At 73.0% G+C, this 23550-nt stretch carries 18 protein-coding genes; 11 read left to right on the top strand and 7 right to left on the bottom strand.

Translation table 11 applies throughout. From position 1 onward, the window contains the following. The first annotated feature begins 506 nt into the window (after positions 1–506). The 3 genes from IG64_RS39180 (at position 507) to IG64_RS23345 (ending at position 3577) form a co-directional block, all read left to right on the top strand. Entirely contained in the window at positions 507–1481 is a 975-nt protein-coding gene (locus IG64_RS39180) for an STAS domain-containing protein (RefSeq protein ID WP_078884174.1), read from the top strand. A 315-nt stretch (positions 1482–1796) separates the two neighbouring features. After that, positions 1797–2249: a DUF5994 family protein gene (locus IG64_RS23350; protein WP_037859398.1), complete on the top strand. Its 453-nt coding sequence runs from the start codon at positions 1797–1799 to the stop codon at positions 2247–2249. A gap of 134 nt (positions 2250–2383) precedes the next feature. Next, positions 2384–3577: a PP2C family protein-serine/threonine phosphatase gene (locus tag IG64_RS23345; protein WP_037859396.1), complete on the top strand. Its 1194-nt coding sequence runs from the start codon at positions 2384–2386 to the stop codon at positions 3575–3577. A gap of 51 nt (positions 3578–3628) precedes the next feature. On the opposite strand, the gene IG64_RS23340 is transcribed toward IG64_RS23345, so the two are convergent. Continuing rightward, on the bottom strand, positions 3629–4111 hold the full coding sequence (locus IG64_RS23340; RefSeq protein ID WP_037859458.1) for a DUF5994 family protein: 483 nt from the start codon (positions 4109–4111) through the stop codon (positions 3629–3631). Positions 4112–4297: 186 nt separating this feature from the next. Next, complete coding sequence (locus IG64_RS23335; protein ID WP_051813274.1) at positions 4298–4765, bottom strand: MerR family transcriptional regulator; 468 nt, start codon at positions 4763–4765, stop codon at positions 4298–4300. A 404-nt stretch (positions 4766–5169) separates the two neighbouring features. Between IG64_RS23335 and IG64_RS23330 the strand changes: the two genes are divergently transcribed. Continuing rightward, a complete protein-coding gene (locus IG64_RS23330) occupies positions 5170–6684 on the top strand; it encodes a SulP family inorganic anion transporter (RefSeq protein WP_037859394.1) in 1515 nt (504 codons plus the stop codon). 272 nt (positions 6685–6956) lie between these two features. On the opposite strand, the gene IG64_RS23325 is transcribed toward IG64_RS23330, so the two are convergent. The 3 genes from IG64_RS23325 to IG64_RS23315 form a co-directional block, all read right to left on the bottom strand. Continuing rightward, positions 6957–7406 (bottom strand): DUF7144 family membrane protein, encoded by a 450-nt coding sequence (locus tag IG64_RS23325; RefSeq protein WP_037859452.1) that lies wholly within the window; start codon positions 7404–7406, stop codon positions 6957–6959. A 193-nt stretch (positions 7407–7599) separates the two neighbouring features. Beyond that, positions 7600–9678: a restriction endonuclease gene (locus IG64_RS23320; RefSeq protein WP_051813272.1), complete on the bottom strand. Its 2079-nt coding sequence runs from the start codon at positions 9676–9678 to the stop codon at positions 7600–7602. A 132-nt stretch (positions 9679–9810) separates the two neighbouring features. After that, positions 9811–11058, bottom strand: a complete 1248-nt coding sequence (locus tag IG64_RS23315; RefSeq protein ID WP_234438596.1) for an MFS transporter — start codon at positions 11056–11058, stop codon at positions 9811–9813. A gap of 89 nt (positions 11059–11147) precedes the next feature. On the opposite strand from IG64_RS23315, the gene IG64_RS23310 reads away from it, so the two are divergent. The 3 genes from IG64_RS23310 to IG64_RS23300 all read left to right on the top strand — a co-directional run bounded on the left by IG64_RS23310 (position 11148) and on the right by IG64_RS23300 (position 13762). Continuing rightward, positions 11148–12296, top strand: a complete 1149-nt coding sequence (locus IG64_RS23310) for an ArsR/SmtB family transcription factor (RefSeq protein ID WP_078884172.1) — start codon at positions 11148–11150, stop codon at positions 12294–12296. Continuing rightward, positions 12286–12810 carry a glutathione peroxidase gene (locus IG64_RS23305; protein ID WP_037859392.1) on the top strand — a complete coding sequence of 175 codons (525 nt, stop codon included), beginning with the start codon at positions 12286–12288 and terminating at the stop codon, positions 12808–12810. The genes IG64_RS23310 and IG64_RS23305 overlap by 11 nt, the downstream gene beginning before the upstream one ends. 67 nt (positions 12811–12877) lie before the next feature. Further along, positions 12878–13762, top strand: a complete 885-nt coding sequence (locus IG64_RS23300; RefSeq protein WP_037859445.1) for a MerR family transcriptional regulator — start codon at positions 12878–12880, stop codon at positions 13760–13762. Between the two features lie 54 nt (positions 13763–13816). Here IG64_RS23300 and IG64_RS23295 read toward each other — a convergent pair whose 3' ends face one another. After that, positions 13817–15697: an MFS transporter gene (locus IG64_RS23295; RefSeq protein ID WP_037859390.1), complete on the bottom strand. Its 1881-nt coding sequence runs from the start codon at positions 15695–15697 to the stop codon at positions 13817–13819. 171 nt (positions 15698–15868) lie between these two features. Next, the gene (locus IG64_RS23290) at positions 15869–18307 is read right to left on the bottom strand and encodes a D-alanyl-D-alanine carboxypeptidase (protein WP_420709964.1); all 2439 of its coding nucleotides are present in this window, start codon (positions 18305–18307) and stop codon (positions 15869–15871) included. Between the two features lie 506 nt (positions 18308–18813). Between IG64_RS23290 and IG64_RS23285 the strand changes: the two genes are divergently transcribed. From IG64_RS23285 to IG64_RS23270, 4 genes are all read left to right on the top strand, one after another. Continuing rightward, the gene (locus tag IG64_RS23285; RefSeq protein WP_037859387.1) at positions 18814–19578 is read left to right on the top strand and encodes a GOLPH3/VPS74 family protein; all 765 of its coding nucleotides are present in this window, start codon (positions 18814–18816) and stop codon (positions 19576–19578) included. Positions 19579–20075: 497 nt separating this feature from the next. After that, positions 20076–20933: a helix-turn-helix domain-containing protein gene (locus IG64_RS23280; RefSeq protein WP_037859385.1), complete on the top strand. Its 858-nt coding sequence runs from the start codon at positions 20076–20078 to the stop codon at positions 20931–20933. A 214-nt stretch (positions 20934–21147) separates the two neighbouring features. Beyond that, positions 21148–21339: a DUF397 domain-containing protein gene (locus tag IG64_RS23275; RefSeq protein WP_037859384.1), complete on the top strand. Its 192-nt coding sequence runs from the start codon at positions 21148–21150 to the stop codon at positions 21337–21339. 515 nt (positions 21340–21854) lie between these two features. Further along, a complete protein-coding gene (locus IG64_RS23270; RefSeq protein WP_037859383.1) occupies positions 21855–23438 on the top strand; it encodes a sodium:solute symporter family protein in 1584 nt (527 codons plus the stop codon). The last annotated feature ends 112 nt before the right edge of the window (positions 23439–23550 follow it).

The raw sequence follows: 23550 nt of genomic DNA, 5'->3' as shown, positions 1-23550 counted from the left end.
ACGTCCTCACGCGAGCATGATCGAACGTCGCCCGTACGAGGGGGCTCTGCCTGCATCCGCCACGTAGAGCGGCGTCCACGCGAGGGGCAGGCGTGTCTCCCCGCGCACGCCTGAGACGCGCCTCTCCCGCGCCTGCACGGCGCTGCCGGGGAGGACAGCCTGCGCAGGCAGGTGCACACGTACAAGCAGCCGCAGTGTCAGCGACATTCTGACGTCGGGGAACGGTCCCTCGTGTGACGCGGTCCCTCTCGTGCCGTGCTCTTCGACCCAGTCGCTTCCGGTTGCGGCCGACGTACGGTTGAAGTACCGAGGGCATCACGCACTCCGGCTGCCACGCCGGGTCGTCCTCGGCGAGAGGCGAGTGGATCCGGGCCGCCCCGGTGGTCGGCGCGGAGACGGGTCGGCACCATGTCCGCCGCGGTCGAAGGAACCCAGCGCAAGCTCATCACGGCAACGGCCGCGCCGAGCGCCCGGCCAGGTCCGCAACCCCGCCCAAGGGGGACGTGATGATCCTTTCCCGGCTGGACATCCATCGGCGGAACCGTGGAGAGCGAACGCTCGTCACGCTTGCCGGCGACATCGGGCCGGCCACGACGCCGCTGCTGCGGGCCGCGGTGGAGCAGTGCCTGCTGGACGGTGTCACGGTGATCGACATCGACCTGGCCACGGTCGGCTCCTGCGACGCCAGGGGCTTGGAGGTCCTCCTGTCGGCAGCGCGGCGCGCCGGCCGGGTCCACGCTCGCCTGCGGCTGCACCATCCGTGCCCTCAGATCGCCCGGCTCCTCGATGCCACCGAACCGACTTCACTGCTCCTCACGGCCTCGGCGAGTCCCCTGCCGCCCGCCGCATCCGACGGCCTCGTGAGCGGCGCGACGCGGGCGCCCGAGGATGCCGCTCGCCGGCCGGACCAGCCGGTCCTCGGGGACGGGATCCGCCTTCGCCGGCTGACCCGCTGGCAGGCAGAAGACATGCGCGAGGACATCGCTGACCTGGCCGCGGAGTCCGTCGCAGGCACCACGGGCGAGCGGTACCACAACCGCGGGGACTTCCTGCACCGCTTGACGGTCACCGCCCGCCGCCCCGGCTTCGTCCTGCTGGTCGCCGAGACGACGGTGCTGGTCGGCTGCGCCTTCGGTTTTCCGGCGGGCCCTGACGGCTCCGGCCGCCGGGGGTGCGACGGAGCGCTCCAGGAGATCATCCAGCGGCTCACCTCCCGCGCACGGTTCGTCGTCCTCACCCAGGTCGTGGCCCACCCGCACGTCCAGCACCGCGACATCGCCCGCCGGCTGCAACAGCGTCTGCTCACGGACCTGCACTCCTCCCTCGGGATCACCCTGCTGCATCCCGCCGACCGGGCAGGACAAGCCGCCTTCTCGTCCTGGGGCTGGCAGAACATGGGGGAGGTCGTCGGACTGCCCGGCCCCGTCGCCCCGTGCGTGTTGACTCTTTCCGTCGAAGGGCAGCCCTCGGCACGCCGATGACGTGGCAGAGGAGCGACGAGTGGCGTGGCAGAGGAGCGACGAGCCGGCAGTCGTACCGGCCGGGGCGGTCACGCCACCCGGCGTCCGCCGTGCCGAGGTGTCTCCACGCTGGCTGCGCACCACGCCGGCCCGCCACGCCGGGAGTAGCCTGGCAGGTACCGAGAACTTCCGGGCGTACGACCACGGCGGCGCCGTTCCCGGCGAACGACAGACACGGGCAGCCGGAAACCGCACGGCCCGGAACGGGATCGCACGATGAACCCCATCACAGAGCCAGCCGAAGGCACGGCACCGGATGAGGGACACTCCTACCGGATGCCCATGCCCCGGCTGCGCCTCACGCCGGACGTCAGCCATGGCCCGCTGGACGGCGCGTGGTGGCCGCGCTGCGACGCCCTCGAACTCGAACTGCCCGCGCTGGTCGGCTCCCTGGATCCGAGCAGCGGCACCGTGACCCGCGTGACCGTGGGGACCGCCGCCTGGCCCGATGCCCCGCGGGAAGTGATGGCGCCCGGCCACGTGATCGAGGTGGTCCTGACCGATTCCGCCGCCGAGGAGCATGCCGTCACCGTGGACTGCGGCACCGTGGGGCGCTGGGAACTGCTGGTGATCCCCCCGGACGAGCCCGCCGCAGTAGCCGCCCGGCTGCTGACCGTCGCCGCCGACCCCGGGAACCCCCTGTCGGCTCCGCGCCTGCTGGCACTCGCCGAGAACGGCCCCGGCGGACAGGACGCCTGGGAGTCGGAAGGCGGAGCCGGACCGAGATGAGCGGCCCGTCCCGGCCGGCTCCGCGGGGCCGGCAGGCCGGGCGTCCACGACCCCGTGACGGAGCTATGGCACCGACAGACCCTTTGCCCTCCTGGCCCGCCCCCACACGAAGCGTGACCGCGGCGGGTGAGGGGATGACGGCAGTGCGGCGTACGGACCGGTCCGAGAGCTTCGGGGAAGCCCTCCTGGGAAAGATCCTCGACAGCGCGCACGAACTCCCGCCCCACCTCATCGGGCCCTTGGTCGCCGACGTGATGGAGCAACTCGGTGGCCGCCGTCCGCAGGTGCTGTTGCAGGACTACGGCCAGCTGCTGCTCGTACCGCTGCCCGGTGCGGGCCTCGCCGGCGGGGAACCGCAGGTCATCGACGACTCCGAGGCGGGCCGCTGCTTCCTGGACGCGGTCCCCGTGGAGGTGCCCCGGGAGGACGGCGTCCGGATCCACCTGCCTCTGCTGGACGGCGGTGACCAGGTGGGGGTCATGGCGGTGACGCTGGACAGCGTGGACGACCACGACCGCCGCCTGCTGCTCAGAATCTCCGGCCTGGTGGCCGACCTCCTGGTCACCAAGCACGGCTACTCCGACCTGTTCTTCGACGTCCGGCGCGGTGAGGCGATGGGCGTCGCCGCGGAGATCCAGTGGTCACTGCTGCCACCGCTGGCCATGATCATGCCCCGGGTCGCCGTGGCCGGAATCCTGGAACCCGCCTACGACGTGGCCGGTGACAGCTTCGACTACGCGCTCAACAACGACGTCCTCCACGTGGCCATGATCGACGCGATGGGTCACGGGCTGGACGCGGCCACGATGGCCACCGTGGCCATCGGCGCCTACCGCCACGCCCGCCGCGCCGGCATCGGACTGTCGGAGATCTACGCGTTCATGGACCGTGCCGTGGCCGGGCAATTCGGCCCCGAGCACTTCGTCACCGCGCAGATGATGCAGCTGGACACGACGACCGGGCGGGTGCAGTGGGTCAACGCCGGACACCCGCCGCCGATCCTGGTCCGCGACCACCGCGTCGCACGGCGTCTGGCCGCCCCGACGACCCTTCCCGTCGGCCTCGGTGGTCCGGCGCCCCGGATCAGCGAGCTGGGGCTGGTGCCCGGGGACCGGGTCCTCTGCTTCACCGACGGAGTGGTCGAGGAGCACAAGAGCGGCGGGGAGGAGTTCGGGGAGGACCAGCTGATCGACTTCGTGAACCATCTGGAAAGGACGGGCCGTGGCATCCGGGCGGTGACGCGCTCCCTGTCCCACACGCTCAAGCAGGCACGGGGCGGACAGACCAGCGACGACGCGACGCTGCTCATGGTGGAGTGGCGCGGCTGACCTCCCCCGCCGTCCGGCACCGTTTCGCCGGTCGCGCCCGGCGGCGGGCCGTCAGCCCGGCGGGCCGTGCCCGCTCTCGGTGTCGATGAGGATCTGTTCCGCCTGGCTCAGGTTGTCCGACCGGACCGCCTGGGCCATCGCGGCGCGGGCGGCCTCCGGTGTCGCGTCCGGCGGGACCACCAGCAGCGAGAAGATGTCCCTGTCGCCCCGGGTGACGAGGACCGTGTCGTCACCGGCCGGGAAGGAATCGATGTGCACCACCCGGTCGTCCACGGCGATACGCGTCGGGAGACCTTCCCAGGCTGCGGTGTCGAGTCCCACGCGGGTCACGGGGCCGAGGTGGGCGACGAGGGCGCTCAGCAGTGCGGGCAGTTCGGCGCCGATGTCGCGAGAGCGGGGCCACCACGCACCGTCGAGGACGCCTTCGCGTGATGCGGTCGTCTCCAGCCGGAGAAGCGCGCATCCTGGCCGCACGGCCTCGTGGACGCCGCTGGGCAGACGCCGGGGAACAGGTGGTGTGTCCGAGCTGGTCATGGTGACCACCCGTCTGTAGCGGCGGTGCGACGACGGGACTCCGTCCCACACCTTCCAACTTACTCCTGGTGCCACGCGCGACGGCGTCCTCGAAGCTCCCCCTCGTCCGGCCTCGGAGGGAACGGACGCAGCACAGGAGGTCCGTCGCAGGTTGCGATGTGCGGGACGCTCAGGGCCTCGGATCAGTCACGGACCGGGCTCGGTATCGACAACGCCCCCAGCAGCGGCGTCGAGCGAAGTCGGGGATCGCGTGGTGGGCGCCGCCGGGGCGAGGCGTTCGCGCAGGGTCGCCGCGAACTCCTCCGCCCGGGCCAGCCGGGTCCGCAGGTCCCGTACGCGTTCGACGGCAGTGCGCTCGAAGGCGCGTACCCGCTCCACGTATTCCTCCCGTTCACCGGCGGGCAGGTCCTCCGCCGAGTCCAGGCGGTCGGTGGCGTGCAGCAGCTCGCGCATCTGTTCCAGGGTGAAGCCGAGGGGCTTCATGCGGCGGATGACCATCAGGCGGGCGACGTCGGACTCCGTGTACAGGCGGAAGCCGCCCTGCGAGCGGGCGGAGGGGACGACGAGACCGGCGTCCTCGTAGTGCCGGATGGTGCGCAGGGACAGCTCGGTCCGCGCGGCGACCTCGCCGATGTGCATGTGCTTGCCGTCCACGTTCCCGCTCCGGTCCTGGGTCTGTCCCGGTGGCGCCGCACGCCGTCCGGCCCCCGCCCCAACTCTAACGTTGCGGTAGAGTTGCCGGCGGTGAGGCCGGCTGGACCGGCCTCCGCCTGTGTGCGGTACCGGGACCGACGCCGCCCCCGGTCGAGATTGCCGAGCCCTGCGGGAGAGACGCGTGCGCGAGCCGATGGCGCCCCGCGCCGGCGCCTGCCCGCCGTGATCCGCCGCCCCTGACACCGGCCGGACCGCGCGGGCAGCCGCCGCCGTACCGCCGCCCCGAAGACTTCCGGCCCGTGTACGACGGGCCGGCCGCGGCCTGCCGTACGGCCCGCCGCTTCCTTCCGCGCCCCCGCCGGGCCGCCGCCCGGGTGCGCCCGAGCACGACAGGTACCGCGTCCTTGCCTTCTTCTCCGCCCTCCTCCCGTTTCACGCCCGCCGGGCTGCCGCGCGGCCCCGGCCGGCCCGCCTGGCTGTCCCCCGCGGTGTTCCGCACCGAGGCCCTGGCCGGCCTGGTGGTCGGTCTGGCCCTGATCCCGGAGGCGATCTCCTTCTCCGTCATCGCCGGCGTCGACCCGAAGGTCGGACTGTTCGCCGCGTGCACCATGGCCATGGTGATCGCCTTCGTCGGCGGGCGGCCCGCGATGATCTCCGCCGCCACCGGTGCCGTCGCCCTCGTCATCGCGCCCGTCGTCCGCCGGCACGGCCTGGACTACCTGATCGCCACCGTCGTCCTCGCCGGTGTCTTCCAGATCGTCCTCGGCGCGCTCGGGGTGGCCAGGCTGATGCGGTTCGTGCCGCGCAGCGTGATGGTGGGCTTCGTCAACGCCCTGGGCATCCTGCTGTTCACCGCGCAGATCCCCAACCTGCGGGACGTGCCCTGGCCGGTCTACCCGCTCGTCGCCGGCGGCCTGGCGCTCATGCTGCTGTTCCCCCGGCTGACCAAGGCGGTGCCCGCGCCGCTGGTGGCGATCGTGATCCTCACCGTGATCACCGTCGCCGCCGGGATCGCCGTACCGACGGTCGGCGACAAGGGCAAGCTGCCGTCCTCCCTGCCCGTGCCGGGCCTGCCGGACGTGCCGTTCACCCTCCACACCCTCACCGTGGTCGCGCCCTACGCCTTCGCCATGGCCCTGGTGGGGCTCATGGAGTCGATGATGACCGCGAAGCTGGTCGACGACCTCACCGACACCCCCTCCGACAAGACCCGCGAGGCGGTCGGTCAGGGCATCGCCAACATCGTCACCGGCATCTTCGGCGGCATGGGCGGCTGCGGCATGATCGGCCAGACCATGATCAACGTCAGGAGCGGGGCCCGCACCCGCCTGTCGACGTTCCTGGCCGGGTTCTTCCTGCTCGTCCTGTGCATCGTCCTCGGCCCCGTCGTCTCCGCCATCCCCATGGCCGCGCTGGTCGCCGTCATGGTCCTGGTCTCCGTCGGCACCTTCGACTGGCACTCGGTCAAGCCCGCGACGCTCCGGCGGATGCCGGTCGGTGAGACCGCCGTCATGGTGATCACCGTCATCGTCGTCGTGGCCACCGGGAACCTGTCCGTCGGCGTCGTGGCCGGCTCGCTGACCGCCATGGTGGTCTTCGCCCGCCGCGTCGCCCGCCTCACCGACGTCACCTCGGTCACCGACCCCGACGGCACCCAGGTCGTCTACGCGGTCACCGGTCAGCTCTTCTTCGCCTCCTCCAACGACCTCGTCACGCGGTTCGACTACGCGAACGACCCCGGCAAGGTCGTCATCGACCTCACCGGCACCCACGTCTGGGACGCGTCCTCGGTGGCCGCCCTCGACGCCGTCGAGTCCAAGTACGCCCAGCGCGGCAAGACGGTCGAGATCATCGGCCTGAACAGCCCCAGCGCCCGCCTCCACGGCAGACTCAGCGGCGAACTCACCGCCGGCCACTGAGCGCAAGCCCCGGTCCACCCCTGTGGGCGCCGGGCCCCCGGTTCCCAGGAACAGGGTGAAGGGCAGCCCCGCCACCGCCGGTTCTCGCAGCCCGGCGCCGAGGACCACCCGGCGTCCGGGGACGTCGTCGGTTCCGCAGCGCATCGGCCGCGGCCCGCGGCCTCCGCCTCACGCGCCGGGCGAGCCCGGGACGCCGGTCCGGCGGAGGGGTGCGTCCACAGCCATCCGTACCGGCGGCTTCTCCTCACGTCCTCACGGTGTCCGGCGCCGCCTCACAGCGCAGCGGTGCGGGAGGCCCTGTGGGCCGTCAGGGCCCAGATGACCCAGGCGTCCAGGCCGATGGAGATGATCGCCCACAGGGGCTGGTACGGCAGCCAGAGGAAGTTGGCGATGAGGCTGATGCAGGCCATGAAGACGCCCGTCACGCGGGCCCACAGCGCGTCCGTGAGGAGGCCCAGGCCGGTGGCGGCGGCGATGATGCCGACGATCAGCAGGACCCAGCCCCAGGTCGTCAGGTCGAAGCGGTAGACGTAGTCGCCGATGCGCCCGTAGATGGTGTCGGAGGCGAGGGCCGAGATGCCCTTGAGGATGTCCAGCAGACCGGCCACCAGCAGCACCACCCCGGCGAAGACGGTGCCGCCCGCCACCCAGGGACTCGTTCTGCCCCGGTCCGCGGCGTGGTCCTCGGGGCGCGGGCCCGGAGCTGCCGGCTGCTGCGTCATGGTGTCGTCCTCCGTGCGGTCGGATGCGTCCACCGTGCGCGGCGGCAGGGCGTCCCACCAGCGGGAGACCGCCGGACGGGTGAACCGGAGGCCCAGCCGGCGGGCAGGCCGGGGGCGACCGGCCGGCGGGCAGGCCGGAGGGGCTCCCGGGGGAAGGGGCCCAGGGGAGAGGGCTCCAGGGAAAAGGCCCCCGTCACTCCACCTCTATGCCGTGGTCCTCGACCAGTTCGAGCAGGCCGCCGGCGTAACCCCTGCCGCCGAGGACGAAGTCCCAGTCGTTGGTGGACCTGCGGCGGAAGGAGCCCAGGACCAGGGCGGTTTCGCCGGGGCGGCCGTCGGAGACCTCCAGGCGGCCCAGTTCCGTCAGGGCCGGGTCGAGCAGCCGGATGCGGGCGTCGGTGAAACCGGAGAGGTCGGCGTCCGGGTCCGTCTCCGGGTCGACGGCGGCGACGAGGACCAGCCGGTCGCAGTGGGCCGGGAGCGCGTCGAAGGAGACCCGCAGGGCCGCCTTGTCCGGGGGCGTGGCGGCGACCGCGCCGACGGAACCGTCCGGGGTGCGCAGGTTGTTGTAGAAGACGAAGTGGTCGTCGTCGAGGACCCGGTTGCCGCGGCAGACGAGCGCGCACACGTCCAGCGCGACACCGCCGGACCAGGACATGCCCAGGACGTTGTAGTCGTCGCGGGCCGGGGCCGCGGCGCCGGACGGGGGCGTGGGCGCCGGTTCCGGCGTCCGGCGCGGGCCGCCCAGCCGGCCGCGCAGGCCGTGCCGGTGCAGCAGGTCGACGAGTTCGGTGCCGGAGACCAGTTCCAGCGGCTTGCCGTCCGCGAAGGTGTGCGAGCCCGGCCCGAACTTCGACGTCGTCACCAGGACGCCCTTGTTGGCACCCTGGTCCTGGACGGTGCCGTACAGGTCGCGCACGGCCGTGGGCGGCACGGTGTTGCGGTACCGCTTCACCTGGACGACGATCCTGCCGCCGGTGATCGGCGCGGGGTCCAGCGCGTCCACGTCCACGCCGCCGTCGCCCGACCGCTGGGTCGTCACCGCCTGCATCCCCATCGCACGGAACAGGTCGGCGACGAGGGACTCGAAGACGAGCGGGTCCATCGTGTACAGGTCCGGCTCCTCGTCGCCCTCGCCGCCGTGGGTGACGACCCGGCCGCCGTCGCCGACGTCCTCCGGGCGCCTGCCGGGGCGTACGGCGGCGAGCTGGTCGGGCCGCGCCGTCAGCTGGCCCCGGAGCGCGTCGGTGAGGCAGCTGACCGGGTCCACCTGCTCCAGGTGCAGCCCGTTGAAGGTGGGGCGCGGCGCCATCACGGTCGCCAGCGGGATGCGGCCCTGCCGACCCGTCGCCGGGTCGTGGGCGTCCACGAAGCCGTTCAGCGCCACGGACTCCAGCGCGCCGAACACGGCGTCCGCGGCGAAGAGTTCGTGCAGCACCAGCAGCAGGCACTGGGCGACGACCTCCCGGTACAGCGCCCGGCACTGCGTCAACGGACGGGCGCTCTCCCTGTCCTCGTCCGAGGCGGCCACGTAGCGGACGGACTTGGCGGCGGGGACGACGTCGTACCCCGGGAGTTCCCAGTCCAGCACCAGTTGGCCCGCGTGGGCGTCGTAGGCGGCCGAGAGCTGACGCGGGAAGCCCTCGGGCCAGGCCGTCGACGCGTACAGGGCGGCGGAGAAGTACTCGACCACGGAGTCGGGGTCACGGCGCCGCACCCCCTCGGCCACCTCGGTGACGCCCGCGTTGTGCCGGCGCACCTCGGCGAGCCGGGAGGCGGCCCACTGCTCGTACTCGCGTCGGTAGGCCGCCAGTTGTTCCCGGCGCCGGGCCTCCGCGGCCTGCGCCGCGTACCAGTCCTGCTCGAACCGGGCGCGCGCGTCGGCCTCCGCCTGGGCGCGCCGGCCCGCGGTCCAGCCGCCCTGCGCCTGGTACTGGTGGGGCTGCGGCATGGGTACGGGCTGGGCGAGCGGCCCCGGCGCGAACGGCTCCACCTCTTCCGGGCGCCGCAGCGAGGCGGCCGTGAAGGAGGGTGCACCGATACCGGCGGCCAGCAGGCCCTGCAACGCCGCGACCCGCGCGTCCAGTTCCTCGGTCCGCCGCCGGGCCTCCGCCTGCCGGTACTGCCGGTGGTCCTGGGCGGCCCGCCGCTGGTAGGCCTGCGCCTGCCGGACCTGTTCCCGGCGCCGCCTGTCGTCGGCCTCGCGCTGGCGCTGCTGCTGCCGCTGCGCCTCGGCCCAGACACCGACCAAACCAGTAGAGCGACGACTCATGCTCCGCAGGCCCCCTCCCCAGGACACCGGTACAGCCAAGCATCACCGGTCACCCCCACGGCCGGTTCATCAGGCGACTCTATCCCGCGGCGGGGAGAGCCATCGCGCGGTCGGGGGAGTCTCCGGCGGCCTTCAGGGGGCCGGGGCCGGCCGGGGCCGCTCACCCGCCTCACCGGCCTCGCCCGGCTCCCCCGCCCCGGTCTCCGCCGTCCCCGGGGTGCGCCGGGCGACCGCCGCCAGGGCCAGGGTCACCGCGGCCGACGCCGCCGCCAGCACCGTCATCGCCGCCGCGGGTGAGGTGACCTGGGCCACCGAGCCGGCCAGGGACGCGCTCAGGCCCTGCAGGGTCAGCATCCCGGCCGAGTGCAGCCCGAGGGCGTGGCCGCTCAGTTCCGCGGGGGTCAGGGTCATCAGCCGCTCCTGCTGGACCAGGCTCGCGCCGAACCCGACGGAGGCGACCGTCACCAGGCAGGCGGCCACCGGTACGGGCGGGTGCAGGGCGAAGAGCAGGTACGGGGCGGCCAGGAGCAGCAGCAGGGGGGTGGCGGCCCGTCTGCGCGGGGCGGGCGGCAGCAGGCGGCCCACCGTGAGGTCACCGGCCAGCATGCCGAGGGCCGCGCACGCGAAGAGGGTGCCCGCGGCCCCGGGGGCGTAGGAGACGTACAGCGCCTCGCAGCCGACGACCAGGCCGTTGGGCAGCCACAGCCCCAGGTAGGTCAGGCGGCGCGGCCGGTCGGACCACAGGCGGGCGTTGGCGCGCCAGGTCGCCGCGACCGACGGGCGGCCCTGGGCGCGGGGCGGGCGCCTGCTCAGACCGAGGCGGACGGTGGCGGCGGCCACCGCGTACAGCCCGGCCGACAGCAGCAGCGACAGACGCGGGGAGACCACCGTGACCAGGGCGCCGCCGACGGCGTACCCGGTGATCTGCATGACGCCGCTCATCATGTTGAACACCGAACGCCCCAGCAGGTAGCCGCTGTCGCCGCCGTCCGCGAGGATCTCGTTCAGCAGGCCCCAGCGGACTCCGCCGCCGAGCGAGGCGACCAGGCCCTGGCCGAGGACGACGGCGAACAGCGCGCCCAGCGGCAGGCCCGGCAGCGCGAGCAGCGCCGTGCCGGCCGTGAAGACGAGCGCGAGAGCGGTCAGGGCGCGGCGCGGCGGCAGCCGGTCGGAGCCGGACAGGAACAGGGTCGCGCCCAGCACCTGCGCGAGGGACTGGCCGAACATGCTCACCGCGGACAGCAGCGGCGAGCCGGTGGCCCGGTAGACGAGGGTGCCCAGCGCCAGGCCGCTCATCGTCTGGGCGGCGGTCTGGACGGCGGCGGACAGGAAGAGCGGGGTGAACTCGGGGGTGCGGAACAGGTCCTGGTAACCGCGCATGCGCCGGAGTCTGCGGCGGGCACGCGGGCGCTCGTTATTGTTTCGCACGGGTGCGAAACCTCCGCACCCGGCGGGAGGTCGGGCGGCACGTGGGCTGGTGGAAGGTCAACGCGGACACCCTCGCCGGGAGCCGGTTCGTGCTCTCGCCGCTCGCCGAGGCCTTCGCGAGCCTGATCCTGCTGCACAAGGGGGCGGGCGGGTACGCCGGCGGGCACCCCGGCGAGCACGCCTGGCTGCGGACCCACCTGCCCGCCTACCGGGCGCTGCTGGCCCGTGACCCGGTGACCGCGCTGCTCGTGCGGGCGGGGCTGGGCCGGGAGTGGATCGCGGACTTCCTCACGCCCACGCCGCGGGACGGGGAGTCCTTCGCCGAGGGGGTGGCGCGGGTGCGGGCGGCCGACCCGGCCGCCGCCCGCGCGCACCTGCGGACCTCGCTCGCCGGCGCCCTCCCGGCGGAACTGGAGCGGGACGACCTGCCCGAGCGCGCGGCCGGGCTGCTGGAGTACGTCTGGACCCGGGCGGTGCGGCCCTCCTGGGAGCGGCGGCGGCGCGTGCTGGAGGCCGATGTCGGGGCGCGGACGGCGCAGATGAGCCGGGGCGGCTGGGCGGCCGTGCTGGACGCCCTGCGGCCGGGGACGCGCTGGCTCGGCGAGAACCGGTTCCAGGTCAACCTGCACGAGTATCCGCCGCGCGAGATCTCCGGTGCCCAGCTGCTGTTCGTGCCGGTGACGCCGCAGCACGGCTGGGTGGCGTGGGACGAGTCCGAGCACCGGTACGCCGTCGTCTACCCGTGCGCGGGGGTCCTGGCGGCCGGTGCGGGCGAGCGGCGCCCGGCCGTGCCCGCCGCGCTGGGGGCGCTGCTGGGCGGGTCGCGGGCGCAGGTGCTGGTGCTGCTCGGCTCACCGCTGAGCACCACCCAGCTGTCCGCCGTGACCGGGCAGGCGCTGGGGTCCGTGGGGCGCCATCTGCGGGTGCTGCTGGACGCGGGGCTGGTGGAGCGGCGCCGGGCGGGGCGGTCGGTGCTGTACTCGCGCACGGGCGCGGGCCAGGTCCTCCTCGCGGCCGCCTCCGGGGACGCCGGGTCCGAAGGGGACGCCGGAGCCGGCGGGGAGACCGGGACCGGCGGGGAGACCGGGGCCGGCGGGGAGCCGGTCTCGGCACCCGGGTCTTCCGTCCGGATCGGGCCGGGTCGGGGAGCGGGGTCACGCGAGGCCCTAGCATCCGTACATGACCACTGACAGCAGCAACGGCGGCGCGGCCCCCCAGGGTTCTCCCCTCGAGGTGGAGATCGGCGCCCTCCAGGGCGGTTCCGCGGACCTCGGGCAGTACGCGGGGCGGGCCGTCCTCGTCGTGAACGTGGCGTCCAGGTGCGGGCTCACCCCGCAGTACGCCGGACTCGAAAAGCTCCACGAGCGGTACGCGGACCAGGGCTTCACCGTGCTCGGGGTGCCCTGCAACCAGTTCATGGGGCAGGAGCCGGGCAGCGCGGGCGAGATCGCGCAGTTCTGCTCGGCGACGTACGGCGTCACCTTCCCGATGACCGAGAAGGTCGAGGTCAACGGGGCAGGACGGCACCCGCTCTACGCGCGTCTGACCGGCTTCGCGGACGCCGGCGGGCACAGCGGGGACGTCCGCTGGAACTTCGAGAAGTTCCTGATCGGGCGGGACGGCGAGGTCGTCGCCCGGTTCTCGCCGCAGACCGAGCCGGACGCGCCCGAACTGGTCGCGGCCGTCGAGGCCCAGCTCGGCTGAGCCCGCGCCGGCCGTGCCCCTGGGGCAGGACCCGGCCTCCTGGTCGCCGGGCGGGACGGGCCGTCCGGTGACGGAGGATGGCGCGGTGGACGGGGACGACGAAGAACTGCTCACCATCGGCGCGTTCGCGGCGCGCTCCCGGCTGTCGGCGAAGGCACTGCGGCTGTACGACCGCCTCGGGCTGCTGGCACCGGCGCACGTCGACGAGGCCAGCGGTTACCGCTACTACCGCGCCGCCCAGACCGAGCGGGCCCGGCTCGTGGCGCTGCTGCGCCGGCTGGACATGCCGCTGGCGCGGGTGGCGGAGGTGGTCGCGGCGGTGGAGACGGACGGCGCCGGAGCGGCCGGTCTGCTCGCCGCGTACTGGGCGGACGTCGAGAGCCGGGTGGCCGGGCAGCGGACCCTCGCCGAGTACCTCCGTGCACGGCTGTCCGGGAGGGACAGCGACATGTACGGGAAGTTCGTGGTCGAGACGGTCGACGTGCCCGAGCAGGTGGTGGTCACCGAGACCCGGCACACGCTGGCGAGCGAGCTGCCCGCGTGGATCGGGGCGTCCCTGACCCGCCTGGAGGGCGCGGCGCGCGCGTGCGGGGGCGTCACGGCGGCGCCGTACGTCGTCTACCACTCCGAGGTGTCCATGGAGAGCGACGGTCCCGCGGAGTGCTGCGTGCCGGTCGCCGACGAGCGGGCCGCGCGCGCCTGGGCGGCGGCCGGGGGGCGGTCCTGGGAGACGGCGGTGCGCATCGAGCCGGCCCGGCGGCTGGCGTACACCCGGATCACCAAGGCCCAGGTGGCCCATCCGCAGATCATGGCCGCCTTCGAGGCGGTGGAGCAGTGGATCGCCCAGCGCGGACTCGCGCAGGCGGGGCCGTGCCGCGAGGTGTACTTCACGGACTGGGGGGCGGCGGGGCCGCAGGACCCCGTGTGCGACGCGGCCTTTCCCGTCGAGTGAGGCGGGTCCAGGGGAGCCGGGCCGGGCCCCGGTGCCGGCGCCGCGGCCCGCTCCTCACTTCGCCGGCTTCAGCTCGTCCGGGCACGGGGTGCCCCGGGGGAGCTGGTAGGGCGCCGCCAGCCGGTACGTGCCGGTCTTCGGCGCGAGCAGCGTCGTCCACTTGTCGCCCCTGGCGTCCTGCGGTGTCTCCGCCAGGCACCCGTTGACGTTGTCGAACGTCTTCGGCGTGCCCTTGATCCGGTGCTTGGACGCCTCGGTCTCCTGCGGCGCCTTGAGGCTCTTGCCGTGGTCGTCGACGAGGCTCAGCCACGGCGAGTACGGGATGCGGATGAGGACGCGGCCGGGCTTGCGGACCTCGATGGTCAGCTCGCCCTGCTCGGCGCGGTCGACGACCGCGTTCGGCTCGGCCAGCGGCGTCGGGTCGGTGACCTTGAACAGCTGCCAGTTGGCGTCGCCCCAGACCTGGCTGAGGTACGGCATGCCCCGCTGCACCAGCGCCCGCTCGCGCTGTCCGCCGTCGCCGTCGGGCTCGCCCTTGGGCAGCACCACGTAGTGGACCGCCCAGCGCTGCAGCCACTCGTGGTAGTTGGCCGAGTTGAGCGTGTCGTCGTAGAAGAGGGGGTTGCGCTCCATGTCGGCCTGGCGGTTCCAGCCGCGGGCGAGGTTGACGTAGGGCGCGAGCGCGGAGGCCTCGCGGTGCGAGCTGGCCGGGACCACCTCGACCCGGCCCTTCTCGGCGCCGGCCTTCTGCAACTGGTTGACCAGCGGTGCCAGCTCGCGCGACCAGGAGGCGGCGGGCGCAGTGTGGACGATGTCGTCCACCGTCTTGACGCCGATCCAGACGCCGAAGCCGACCAGGGCCAGCACGGCCGTGTACCACTTGCGCGAGCGCGGCACCGTGAAGGGCAGCGCCGCCACCAGCGCCGTCCCGGCGAACAGCATCGCCAGCCGGGTGATGTTGGAACCGATCTGGGAGCTGATCACCCAGACCCCGACCACCGACAGCGCGTACACCCAGGAGGTGATCCGCACCGTCTTCCACTCCCGGGGGACGAGGACGGCGGCGAGGACGGCGTACAGCAGCGGCAGGGACGCCGAACCGAAGCCCATGGGCTGGGTGCCCGAGAAGGGGAACAGCAGCGCCGAGACGGCCACCACGACGCTCGGCGCGATACCGAGCGCCCAGGCGCCGGGGCGGCGCTTCTGGAGGAACAGGGCGACCGCGACCAGGCCCACGAACAGTCCCGCCACCGGTGAGCCCATGGTGGCGAGCGCGGCCAGCGGGGCCGCGACCAGTGCCTTCGCCCAGCGCCTGCGGCGCCAGCGGTGCGGCCAGCAGAACACGGCGGCGACCGCGCCGAGCGCGAACATCGTGCCCAGGCCGAACGTCACCCGGCCCGATATCGCGTTGCACAGCAGTCCGAAGACCCCGGCCAGCGCCGCCCAGAGCGGGTTCCTGACCACGCGGCTGCGCAGGAGTATCAGGGTGAGCAGGCCGGAGGAGACGGTGCCGGCGATCATCATCGTCGTCCGGACACCGAGCACGGACATCAGGTACGGCGACACCATGCTGTAGGAGACCGCGTGCATACCGCCGTACCAGGCGAGGTTGTACGCCGAGTCCGGGTGCCGGCCGACGAACTCGGCCCAGGCGTCCTGCGCGGCGAGGTCCCCGCCGCTGTTGGCGAACGTGAAGAACCACACGATGTGCAGCACACCGGCCAGGCCGGTGATCGAGAGGACGGGGTGTCCGAGCATCCGCTCGCGCAGCGCCATGACGGCGGCCCGGGCGCGCGGCCACCGTCCGGCGCGCGAGGCCGCCTCACCGTCCGGATGCGTCCGGTCGCCGTCCGTGCCCTTGGGGTGCGAACCTATTCGCGGGCCTCCCGGGCCCGGATCGGCGTCGTCGGCGCGTGTCGGCTCCGCAGTGGCCACCTGAAGGCACTCCCCGTGTCCCGTCCTCTGTTCGCGGCCTCGTCCCACGACCGGTGACGTGCCCGATTCGTGACGCTAGCACGCACCCCGCCGGGGAGCGCCCGGGTGGGGCTCCCCGACGGGGTGCGCGCAGGCTCGCCGGGGTCCCGGCACCCGGGGTGCCGGGAGCACTCAGCCCAGGCGGGTCAGCTTGTCCGTGAAGCCGGGCTCGCCGAGGTCCTTCTGCAGGGCGACCGGGACCCTGACCGCACCGCCCGCGCCGCCTTCGCCGACGGTGAGCGTGCCGACCTTGGTGCCGGCCTTCGCCGAGTGCGGCACCTGGTCCGGGGCGAAGGACACCTTCACCCTCGACCCCGCCCAGCCGACCGCGGTGACGTCCTCGGTGGCCACGACCGGGGTGTGACCGCCGAGCCGGTCGTCGACGTACCCGACGACGTCACCCTTCTTGAGGATCTTCGCCGAGGTCAGCGCACCCTTGGCGGCCTCCAGGGCGGTCTTGCTGACCTCGTTGACGGTCGTCAGGATCGGGCTCTTGCGCTGCCCCAGGATCGCGCCGACGACGGTGACCGTCTGGCCGCCGACCTTCTTGCGGGCGGCGAAGAGCAGGTTGCCGCCGGCCGCGGTGGTGCTGCCGGTCTTGATGCCGATCGCGCCCATCCGGTACGGCAGTTCGTTCCAGTTGGGCCAGTTCTTGCCGGACGGGTCCGTCCAGCTCGCCGCGCTGGTGATGGCCACCAGCGCCGGGTTCTTCACGACCTGGTCGCCGAGCTTCACCTGGTCCTCGGCGGTGGAGACGGTGGTCTTCGTCAGGCCCGAGGGGTCGGTGTACGTCGTGTTGGCCATCCCCAGTTCCTTGGCGGTGGCGTTCATCTTCTTGACGAACGCCGCCTCGGACCCCGCGTCCCAGCGCGCCAGCAGCCGCGCGATGTTGTTCGCGGACGGGATCATGACCGCGGACAGCGCCTGCTTCTCGGTGAGGGTCTGGCCGGCCTTGACCGTGTTGAGCGTGGACTCGTCACCGGTCTTGTCGTAGCCGCCCTCCTTCTCCGCCTGCGGGTCGATCTTGATCTTCGGACCCTCCTGGCCCACCTTCAGCGGGTGGTCGCGCAGGATGATGTACGCCGTCATGGTCTTGGCGACCGATCCGATGGGCGCCGGCTTCTGCTCACCGAAGTGGTCCATCGTGCCGACGCCTTCGACGTCCATCCAGCCCTGGCCCTCGCCCGGCCACGGCAGGGTCAGCTTGCTGCCGTCGAAGGTGTAGCTGTCCTTCGCGGTGAGCGCGAGACCCGGCGCGGGCAGCGGGCGCAGCGCCTGCACGATCGCGAAGACGACCAGGAGGAGCAGGACCAGCGGGGTCCAGATCTTCACCCGGCGCACGGTGGTGCGCAGCGGGGTCTCCGGCGGCGGCGGCGTGTTCGTCAGCTCGGCCAGCAGGTCCAGCGGGGGCTTGGGGGGCAGCGGCTGCTGCGTGGTGGGCTCGAAGCCGGGCCGGTGGTTGCGGGCGGTGGGGGTGGGGGTCGCGGCGGGTGCGGTGGGGGCCGCGGGCGCGGTGGGCGCGGTCTTCGGGGCGTCGTCGAGGGGCTTGAGCGCGACGAACTTGCTGGTGCGCTCGGCCTCGGACTCACCGGCCCCGCGGGCGGGCTTCGGGGCGGGCCCGCCGTCGGCCTGCCGGGGGCCCTTGGCGGCGCCCTCGGCCGCCGTGCCGCCCTTCGCACCGGTCTTCGCCGCGTTCTCCGCACCGGTCTTCGGCGCGTTCTCCGTACCGGTCTTCGGCGCGTTCTCCGCGTCGCCCCTCTGAGCGCCGCCCAGCTTCAGCATGGTGGTGGGCTGGTCGACGGCGGGCCTGGGCGCCTTGAAGACGGCGGTGGGCGTGTCGACGGGGGGCTCGGCCTTGGGCTCGGACGCTGCTTCGGGCTCAGGCGTCTTGGAATCGGACGTCCTGGCGCCGGACGTCCTGGCGCCGGACGTCTTGGACGGGGTGCCGGGCTCTGCCTTCTCGCCCGCCTCGCTGGACTTGCCGCCCTTCTCGCCTGCGCCGCCCTTGCCCTGCGCGGCCCACCGGGGAGCGGCCCCGGGCTCGCGGTCCTCGCCGTCGGCCCCGGACCCATCCTCGCCCTGGGACGCGGACGCGTCGGACTCCTCCGCCTCGTCCGCCTCCGCGGCCTTCCCGGAGTCCTTGCCGCCGTCAGGGTCGTCGCGGTCGTCGTCGGAGTCCTTGCGGCCCTCCGGGTCCTCGCGGTCCCCGGACTCCTCGGGGTCCCCGGCGTCCTCGGGTCCCTCGGAGTCCACCCACGCGGCCACGGCCGCCCGCAGGCGCGCGTCGCCGGAGGCGGCGGCACGGTCGCCTCCGGCCCCGTCCCCGCTCTCCGCGTCCTCCGTGCCGCCGCGCCCCTTCCCGTCCTCGTTCTCGTCGGCGCCCTCCGCACCGGAGACCGCCGTGCCGGCGCCCCCGGGCTTCCCGGCCGCCTGAGCCGCCTCCGCCGCCGCGTCCCCGGACTCCGCGGACTCCTCGGGCTCCCCGGACTCCCCGGACTCCCCGGACTCCGGATCGTCCTGTGCGTCCGCGACGACGTTCCGCACCGAGAGCACTCGCGTGGCCGTGTCCACGCCACCCCGGCTCTCCGCCGTACCGGACCCGCCGGACGCGCCGGACGCGCCGGACGCGCCGGACGTCGTACCGGACTCCCCGGACCCCCCGGCCGGCGCGAGGCGAGGATCGCGAGGATCACGCGCCTCGCTCCTGGCCCCGGGAACCGGACCCGCGCTCCCCGACGTCGGTTCTGCCGACGACTCGCGCTGCTTCGACCTGTCGGGGGACTCGCCCGCCACCGATGCCTCCTCCATGTGCCGCACGCCCCGCGTGCCGCTACGAACCGTGAACCGCCGCCCGCACGACAGCCGTACCGACCGGCCGGAGCAGTGGCCCCACGACCGCCTGTATCACGCGGTCGCACCGCTGTCCGAACCATGTACCAGTGTCCTGTGTGCGGACCAAACCCGAGCGGAAGACGAGAACGACATACCTACTGGTTCCACTACGAACCGGTCACGCACCCTCGACAGACCAATGTGAGAGGGGTCACCCTGTCATTCATCCACGCGGGGAGGCATGGATGGGCAGGAGCCGCAGAACACTTCCGGAGGAGCTTCTGTTGCTGGCACTGGACCCGGCCACGGGTACCACTGCGCAGCCGCAGTCGCTCGACCTGGGTCTGGCCGGAGCGCAGCTAGTGGAGCTGGCGCTGGCCGGACGGATAGCCCCGGACGGGGATCGTATCGCCGTGGTGGTGCCACGGCCGACAGGAGATCCGACTCTGGACTGCGCGTTGGAGTTGCTGCGAAGGCGCGGCGCTCCGGTACGGGCCGTCCACTGGATCGGCGGGCCCCGTCTCGGGCTCCGCCAGACCTATCTCTCACACCTGGAGAGGTGCGGCATGGTGCACGCCGTGGCCGGCCAGATGTGCGGGGTGCTGCCGACGACTCGCTACCAGGCGACGGACAACGTGATCAGCCGGGAGATCAGGGCCCGGCTCGACTCCGCGATCCGCACCGGCGTACCGCCGGACCCGCGGACCGCGGCGCTCGCCGCGCTGGCCCACGCGGTCGGCCTCGGCAAGCACCTGTATCCGGGCAACGAGGGACGTTCGTCCCGCTCCCGGCTGCGGGACCTGATCCGGCACGATCCGATGGGCGGTCTCGTGGCGCACGCCGTGATGGACGTGCAGAACGGGGTGGCGGCCCAGCCGCGCCGCGGCCCGGCCTCGGCCGGCGGACGGCAGGCCACGGCCGGCGGCAGGCCCGCGCCGGAACCGGCCCACGGCGTCCCGATGCAGCCGCAGCGCGCCGCGGGCTCCATGGCGCGCGCGGTGGCGCACTGAGCCGGAAACGGCCACCGGGCCGTCGCGGCGGCGGACGCGGCTGCGGACACGGCGGAAGAAACGTCACACGGCACGACCCCGCGGGGCCCGGTACGCCCGGCCCCGCACCGCACCGCACCGCACCGCACCGCATCCCAGGCACCACAAGCCGCGAACACCCGGGCACCGCGAGCGGCAGGCACCACAAGCTCCATGAGCACCAACACCGCAAGCGTCACAAGCCCGACAAGCACCGTAAGCACCGTAAGCACCGCAACCAGTCAGTACGCCGCACCGCAGTCCCCTGAACCGGTTCGGGAGCCGCTGGTCCGGGCGGGGTACGGGACCGTCAGGTCCCGTACCCCGCCCGGCCGTTCACCGCGGCGCCGAACCGGCGCGCGGGCAGCGCGGATCGCGCCGCATATCCGGCGTTTCCCAGCGGCGGCAAGCACCTTGGTGGCAGTCTGCTCAGCAGCAGATACGCAAAGCAGAGGCATGCAGCCGGAGGTGCACGTCCCGTGGCGTCCAATGTCAATCCCACCGTCAGGCGGCGCCGGCTGGGCCAGGAGCTGCGCAGGCTCCGCGAGCTCAAGGGCATGACGGCCGAGGAGGTGGCGGAGCGGCTGCTGGTGTCGCAGTCGAAGATCAGCCGCCTGGAGAACGGCCGGCGCAGCATCAGCCAGCGCGACGTCCGCGACCTGTGCGGGGTCTACGAGGTGGAGGACCACCGGGTCGTCGATTCGCTGATGCAGATGGCCAAGGACTCGCGCCAGCAGGGCTGGTGGCACTCCTTCGGCGACATCCCGTACAGCGTCTACATCGGCCTGGAGACGGACGCGGCCAGTCTGCGGGTGTACGACCCGCAGGTCGTTCCGGGCCTGCTGCAGACCCGGCAGTACGCGGAGGCGCTGATCGCCGGGGCGCTGCCGGAGACCGCGCCCGCGGACATCGAGAAGCGGGTCCAGGTACGGATGCGGCGGCAGGAACGAATCTCCGCCGCCGAGAACCCGTTGCGCCTGTGGACGGTCCTCGACGAGGCCGCGCTGCGCCGGGCCGTCGGCAACCGCTCGCTGATGCGCGAACAGCTGGAGCACCTGGTCGAGCAGTCGCAACTGCCGCACGTGACGGTGCAGGTGATCCCCTTCGAGATGGGCGCGCACCCGGGTCTGAACGGACAGTACGCCATCCTGGAGTTCCCGGACACGGCCGACTCCAGCGTCGTCTACATCGAGGGCGTGACCAGCGACCTGTACCTGGAGAAGGCCAACGACGTGCAGAAGTACAGCGTGATGTACGAGCACCTGCGGGCGCAGGCGCTGAACGTGGAGCAGTCGCGCGAGTTCATCGAGAAGGCCGCGAAGGACTACGCGCGCTGAGAGCGGGGCACGGTACACCGTCGACCACTGGTGACGGAAGAGCCGTTGGAATATGCCATCCGGTCGAGTGAAGGGCCGCTTCACCCATCGGGCCCGGCGGGTAGCGTCGATCACGCCATCGAGCAACACCGTTGGCGCAAACCGCGCTGTGGGTTCCCCGAACGCGTCGTGCGGTGACCGCAATTCCACCCCTCACTCGCAATCCGGAGCAGAAATGGCAATTCGTCAGGGCGCCACGGAGACGTGGACCAAGTCCTCGTACTCCACGGGCAACGGCGCGTGCGTCGAGGTCAAGTCACCGGTCGTCGCGACCATGGCGGTCCGGGACTCGAAGGTCCACGAGGGCCCGGTGCTCGACTTCCCCGCCGACGCGTGGAACTCCTTCGTGGCGTCGGTCAAGGCCTGAGAGGAACAGGCCCTCCGGTCCTCCCGCGACGCACCGCACCACAACTGAAGAGCAGTACCGCCGGCGCGAGCAGCAGGACCGCGCGCGCCGCTCGCAGAGCCCCCTCGACCAGTTCGCCGTCCTTGCCGAGGGGGCTCCGCCGTGCCCGCCCCGAACCGCCCGTCGGCTCGCCACCACCCGTCGCCTCACCACTGCGCACCGGCCGACTCGCCACCGCCTGCCGCCTCACCACTGCCCGCCTGCCGACTCGCCACCGCCTGCCGGCCCGCCCTCCCCGGCCCCCCGACCAGCCCTCTCCCAGCTTGCGCCCCACCCCGCGCCTGTTCATGTAGATGAACCAAGGTCAGCAAGCCGAACCTTTTTGCCTGCTCTTGACCTTCCCCTTCCTTGTCGCGCCCGCGTGACCGATCCCACGATGAGCGGGCACTTCGCGGCCTTCCTCGCCCCTACCCCGCTCAGGCGAAGTGCCAACCGGATGAGCGGAGTTCACAAGGCGGACCCTGGAAGGGGGGCACATGAACAGTCTCGACTGGGCCGTGCTCATCGGCTACTTCGGCGTGATGGTCGCGATCGGCGTCTGGTCGCACAAACGGGTGGGCGACGTCAGCGACTTCTTCACCGCCGGCGGCAAGATGCCCTGGTGGCTGTCCGGCATCTCGCACCACATGTCCGGCTACAGCGCGGTGCTGTTCACCGGGTACGCGGGCATCTCCTACACCTACGGCGTCACCTCCTTCGTCACCTGGTCGTTCCCCATCGCCCTGGGCATCGCCATCGGATCGAAGCTGTTCGCGCCGCGCATCAACCGGCTCCGCTCCCGCCTGCACGTGGCCTCCCCGCTGGAGTACCTGAAGAACCGCTACAACCTCTCCACGCAGCAGGCGCTCGCCTGGTCCGGCATGCTGCTGAAGATCGTGGACGTGGGCGCGAAGTGGGCGGCGATCGCGACCCTGCTGTCCGTCTTCACCGGGATGAGCCTCAACCAGGGCATCCTGATCACGGGGGCGATCACCGCGGTCTACTGCACGATCGGCGGCCTGTGGGCGGACGCGCTCACCGAACTGGGGCAGTTCGTCATCCAGTTGCTCGCCGGTGTGTCGATGTTCGTGGCCGTCGTCCTGAAGCTCGGCGACAAGGGCATCGGCTTCCTCGGCGCCTGGGACGAGCCCGCCCTGCACGGCCATGGAAAGCCGCTGGTCGGCCCGTACGGCACGGTGTTCCTGCTGGCGTTCCTCTTCATCAAGCTCTTCGAGTACAACGGCGGCATGCTCAACCAGGCCCAGCGCTACATGGCCACCGGCAGCGCCCGCCAGGCCGAGCGCTCGGCGCGGCTGTCGGCGATCCTGTGGCTCGTCTGGCCGGTCGTCCTCTTCTTCCCCATGTGGATGTCGCCGCTGCTGGTCCACGCGAACAAGCCCGACGGCTCCGACTCCTACGCCCTGATGACCGAACAGCTCCTGCCGCACGGCCTGCTGGGCCTGGTCATCGTCGGCTTCTTCTCCCACACGATGGCCATGTGCTCCTCGGACGCCAACGCCATCGCCGCCGTCTTCACCCGGGACGTGGCGCCCGTGCTGTCGCGGCGGGCGCGGGCCTGGGGCGCGCGCAGCGGGCTGGTCGCCGCCCGCGTGACGACCGTCGTCTTCCTGGGGCTGTCCATGGCGGTGGCCACACAGGTCAACTCGCCGACGTTCAAGGACATCATCACGGTCGTCATCAAGTGGGTCGCGGGTCTGATGGGCCCGATCGCCATCCCGATGATGCTCGGCCTGCTCCGCCCGTTCCGCCGCTCGGGCCCGACGGCCGCGCTCACCAGCTGGGGCCTGGGCCTGCTGGCCTTCTGGCTGGTGAACTACCCGGTCAACTGGAACGTCGACGGCGGCGTCCCGCTCCAGTACCAGGTGTCGATCCCGCTCGCGGTCTCCCTGGTCCTGTACATCGTCATCGGTTACGTCAGGCCGGAGGACACCCCCGAGCGGCTCGCGGTCATCGAGCGGGTCAACACCGACGGGGACGGCGACGGCGGCACCGCTGCGGCCGCGGCGGTGCCGGCCCCGGCGGGCGCGGGCGACGACGTGGTCGGCACCCAGCCCTCGTGACCGACCCCTCCAGGCCGTGGCGTCACCTGCCCGTCGCCCGGAGGGCGGCCCCGCGGCGTCCGGTGCGTGCTCCCGGCGTGCCGGGCGGAAGTCCGCGTACGGGGGCGTACCC

The organism is Streptomyces sp. NRRL S-340 (assembly GCF_000720185.1).
Lineage (GTDB): Bacteria > Actinomycetota > Actinomycetes > Streptomycetales > Streptomycetaceae > Streptomyces.
This window is presented reverse-complemented; position numbering and strand designations above follow the sequence as displayed.

What these genes read in the sequence shown, in the direction of transcription:
- IG64_RS23270 (WP_037859383.1), top strand. Translation starts at nt 21,855, where the DNA reads ATGAACAGTCTCGACTGGGCCGTGCTCATCGGCTACTTCGGCGTGATG.
- IG64_RS23345 (WP_037859396.1), top strand. Translation starts at nt 2,384, where the DNA reads ATGACGGCAGTGCGGCGTACGGACCGGTCCGAGAGCTTCGGGGAAGCC.
- IG64_RS23285 (WP_037859387.1), top strand. Translation starts at nt 18,814, where the DNA reads ATGGGCAGGAGCCGCAGAACACTTCCGGAGGAGCTTCTGTTGCTGGCA.
- IG64_RS23315 (WP_234438596.1), bottom strand. Translation starts at nt 11,058, where the DNA reads ATGCGCGGTTACCAGGACCTGTTCCGCACCCCCGAGTTCACCCCGCTC.
- IG64_RS23305 (WP_037859392.1), top strand. Translation starts at nt 12,286, where the DNA reads ATGACCACTGACAGCAGCAACGGCGGCGCGGCCCCCCAGGGTTCTCCC.
- IG64_RS39180 (WP_078884174.1), top strand. Translation starts at nt 507, where the DNA reads ATGATCCTTTCCCGGCTGGACATCCATCGGCGGAACCGTGGAGAGCGA.
- IG64_RS23340 (WP_037859458.1), bottom strand. Translation starts at nt 4,111, where the DNA reads ATGACCAGCTCGGACACACCACCTGTTCCCCGGCGTCTGCCCAGCGGC.
- IG64_RS23325 (WP_037859452.1), bottom strand. Translation starts at nt 7,406, where the DNA reads ATGACGCAGCAGCCGGCAGCTCCGGGCCCGCGCCCCGAGGACCACGCC.
- IG64_RS23350 (WP_037859398.1), top strand. Translation starts at nt 1,797, where the DNA reads ATGCCCATGCCCCGGCTGCGCCTCACGCCGGACGTCAGCCATGGCCCG.
- IG64_RS23320 (WP_051813272.1), bottom strand. Translation starts at nt 9,678, where the DNA reads ATGAGTCGTCGCTCTACTGGTTTGGTCGGTGTCTGGGCCGAGGCGCAG.
- IG64_RS23275 (WP_037859384.1), top strand. Translation starts at nt 21,148, where the DNA reads ATGGCAATTCGTCAGGGCGCCACGGAGACGTGGACCAAGTCCTCGTAC.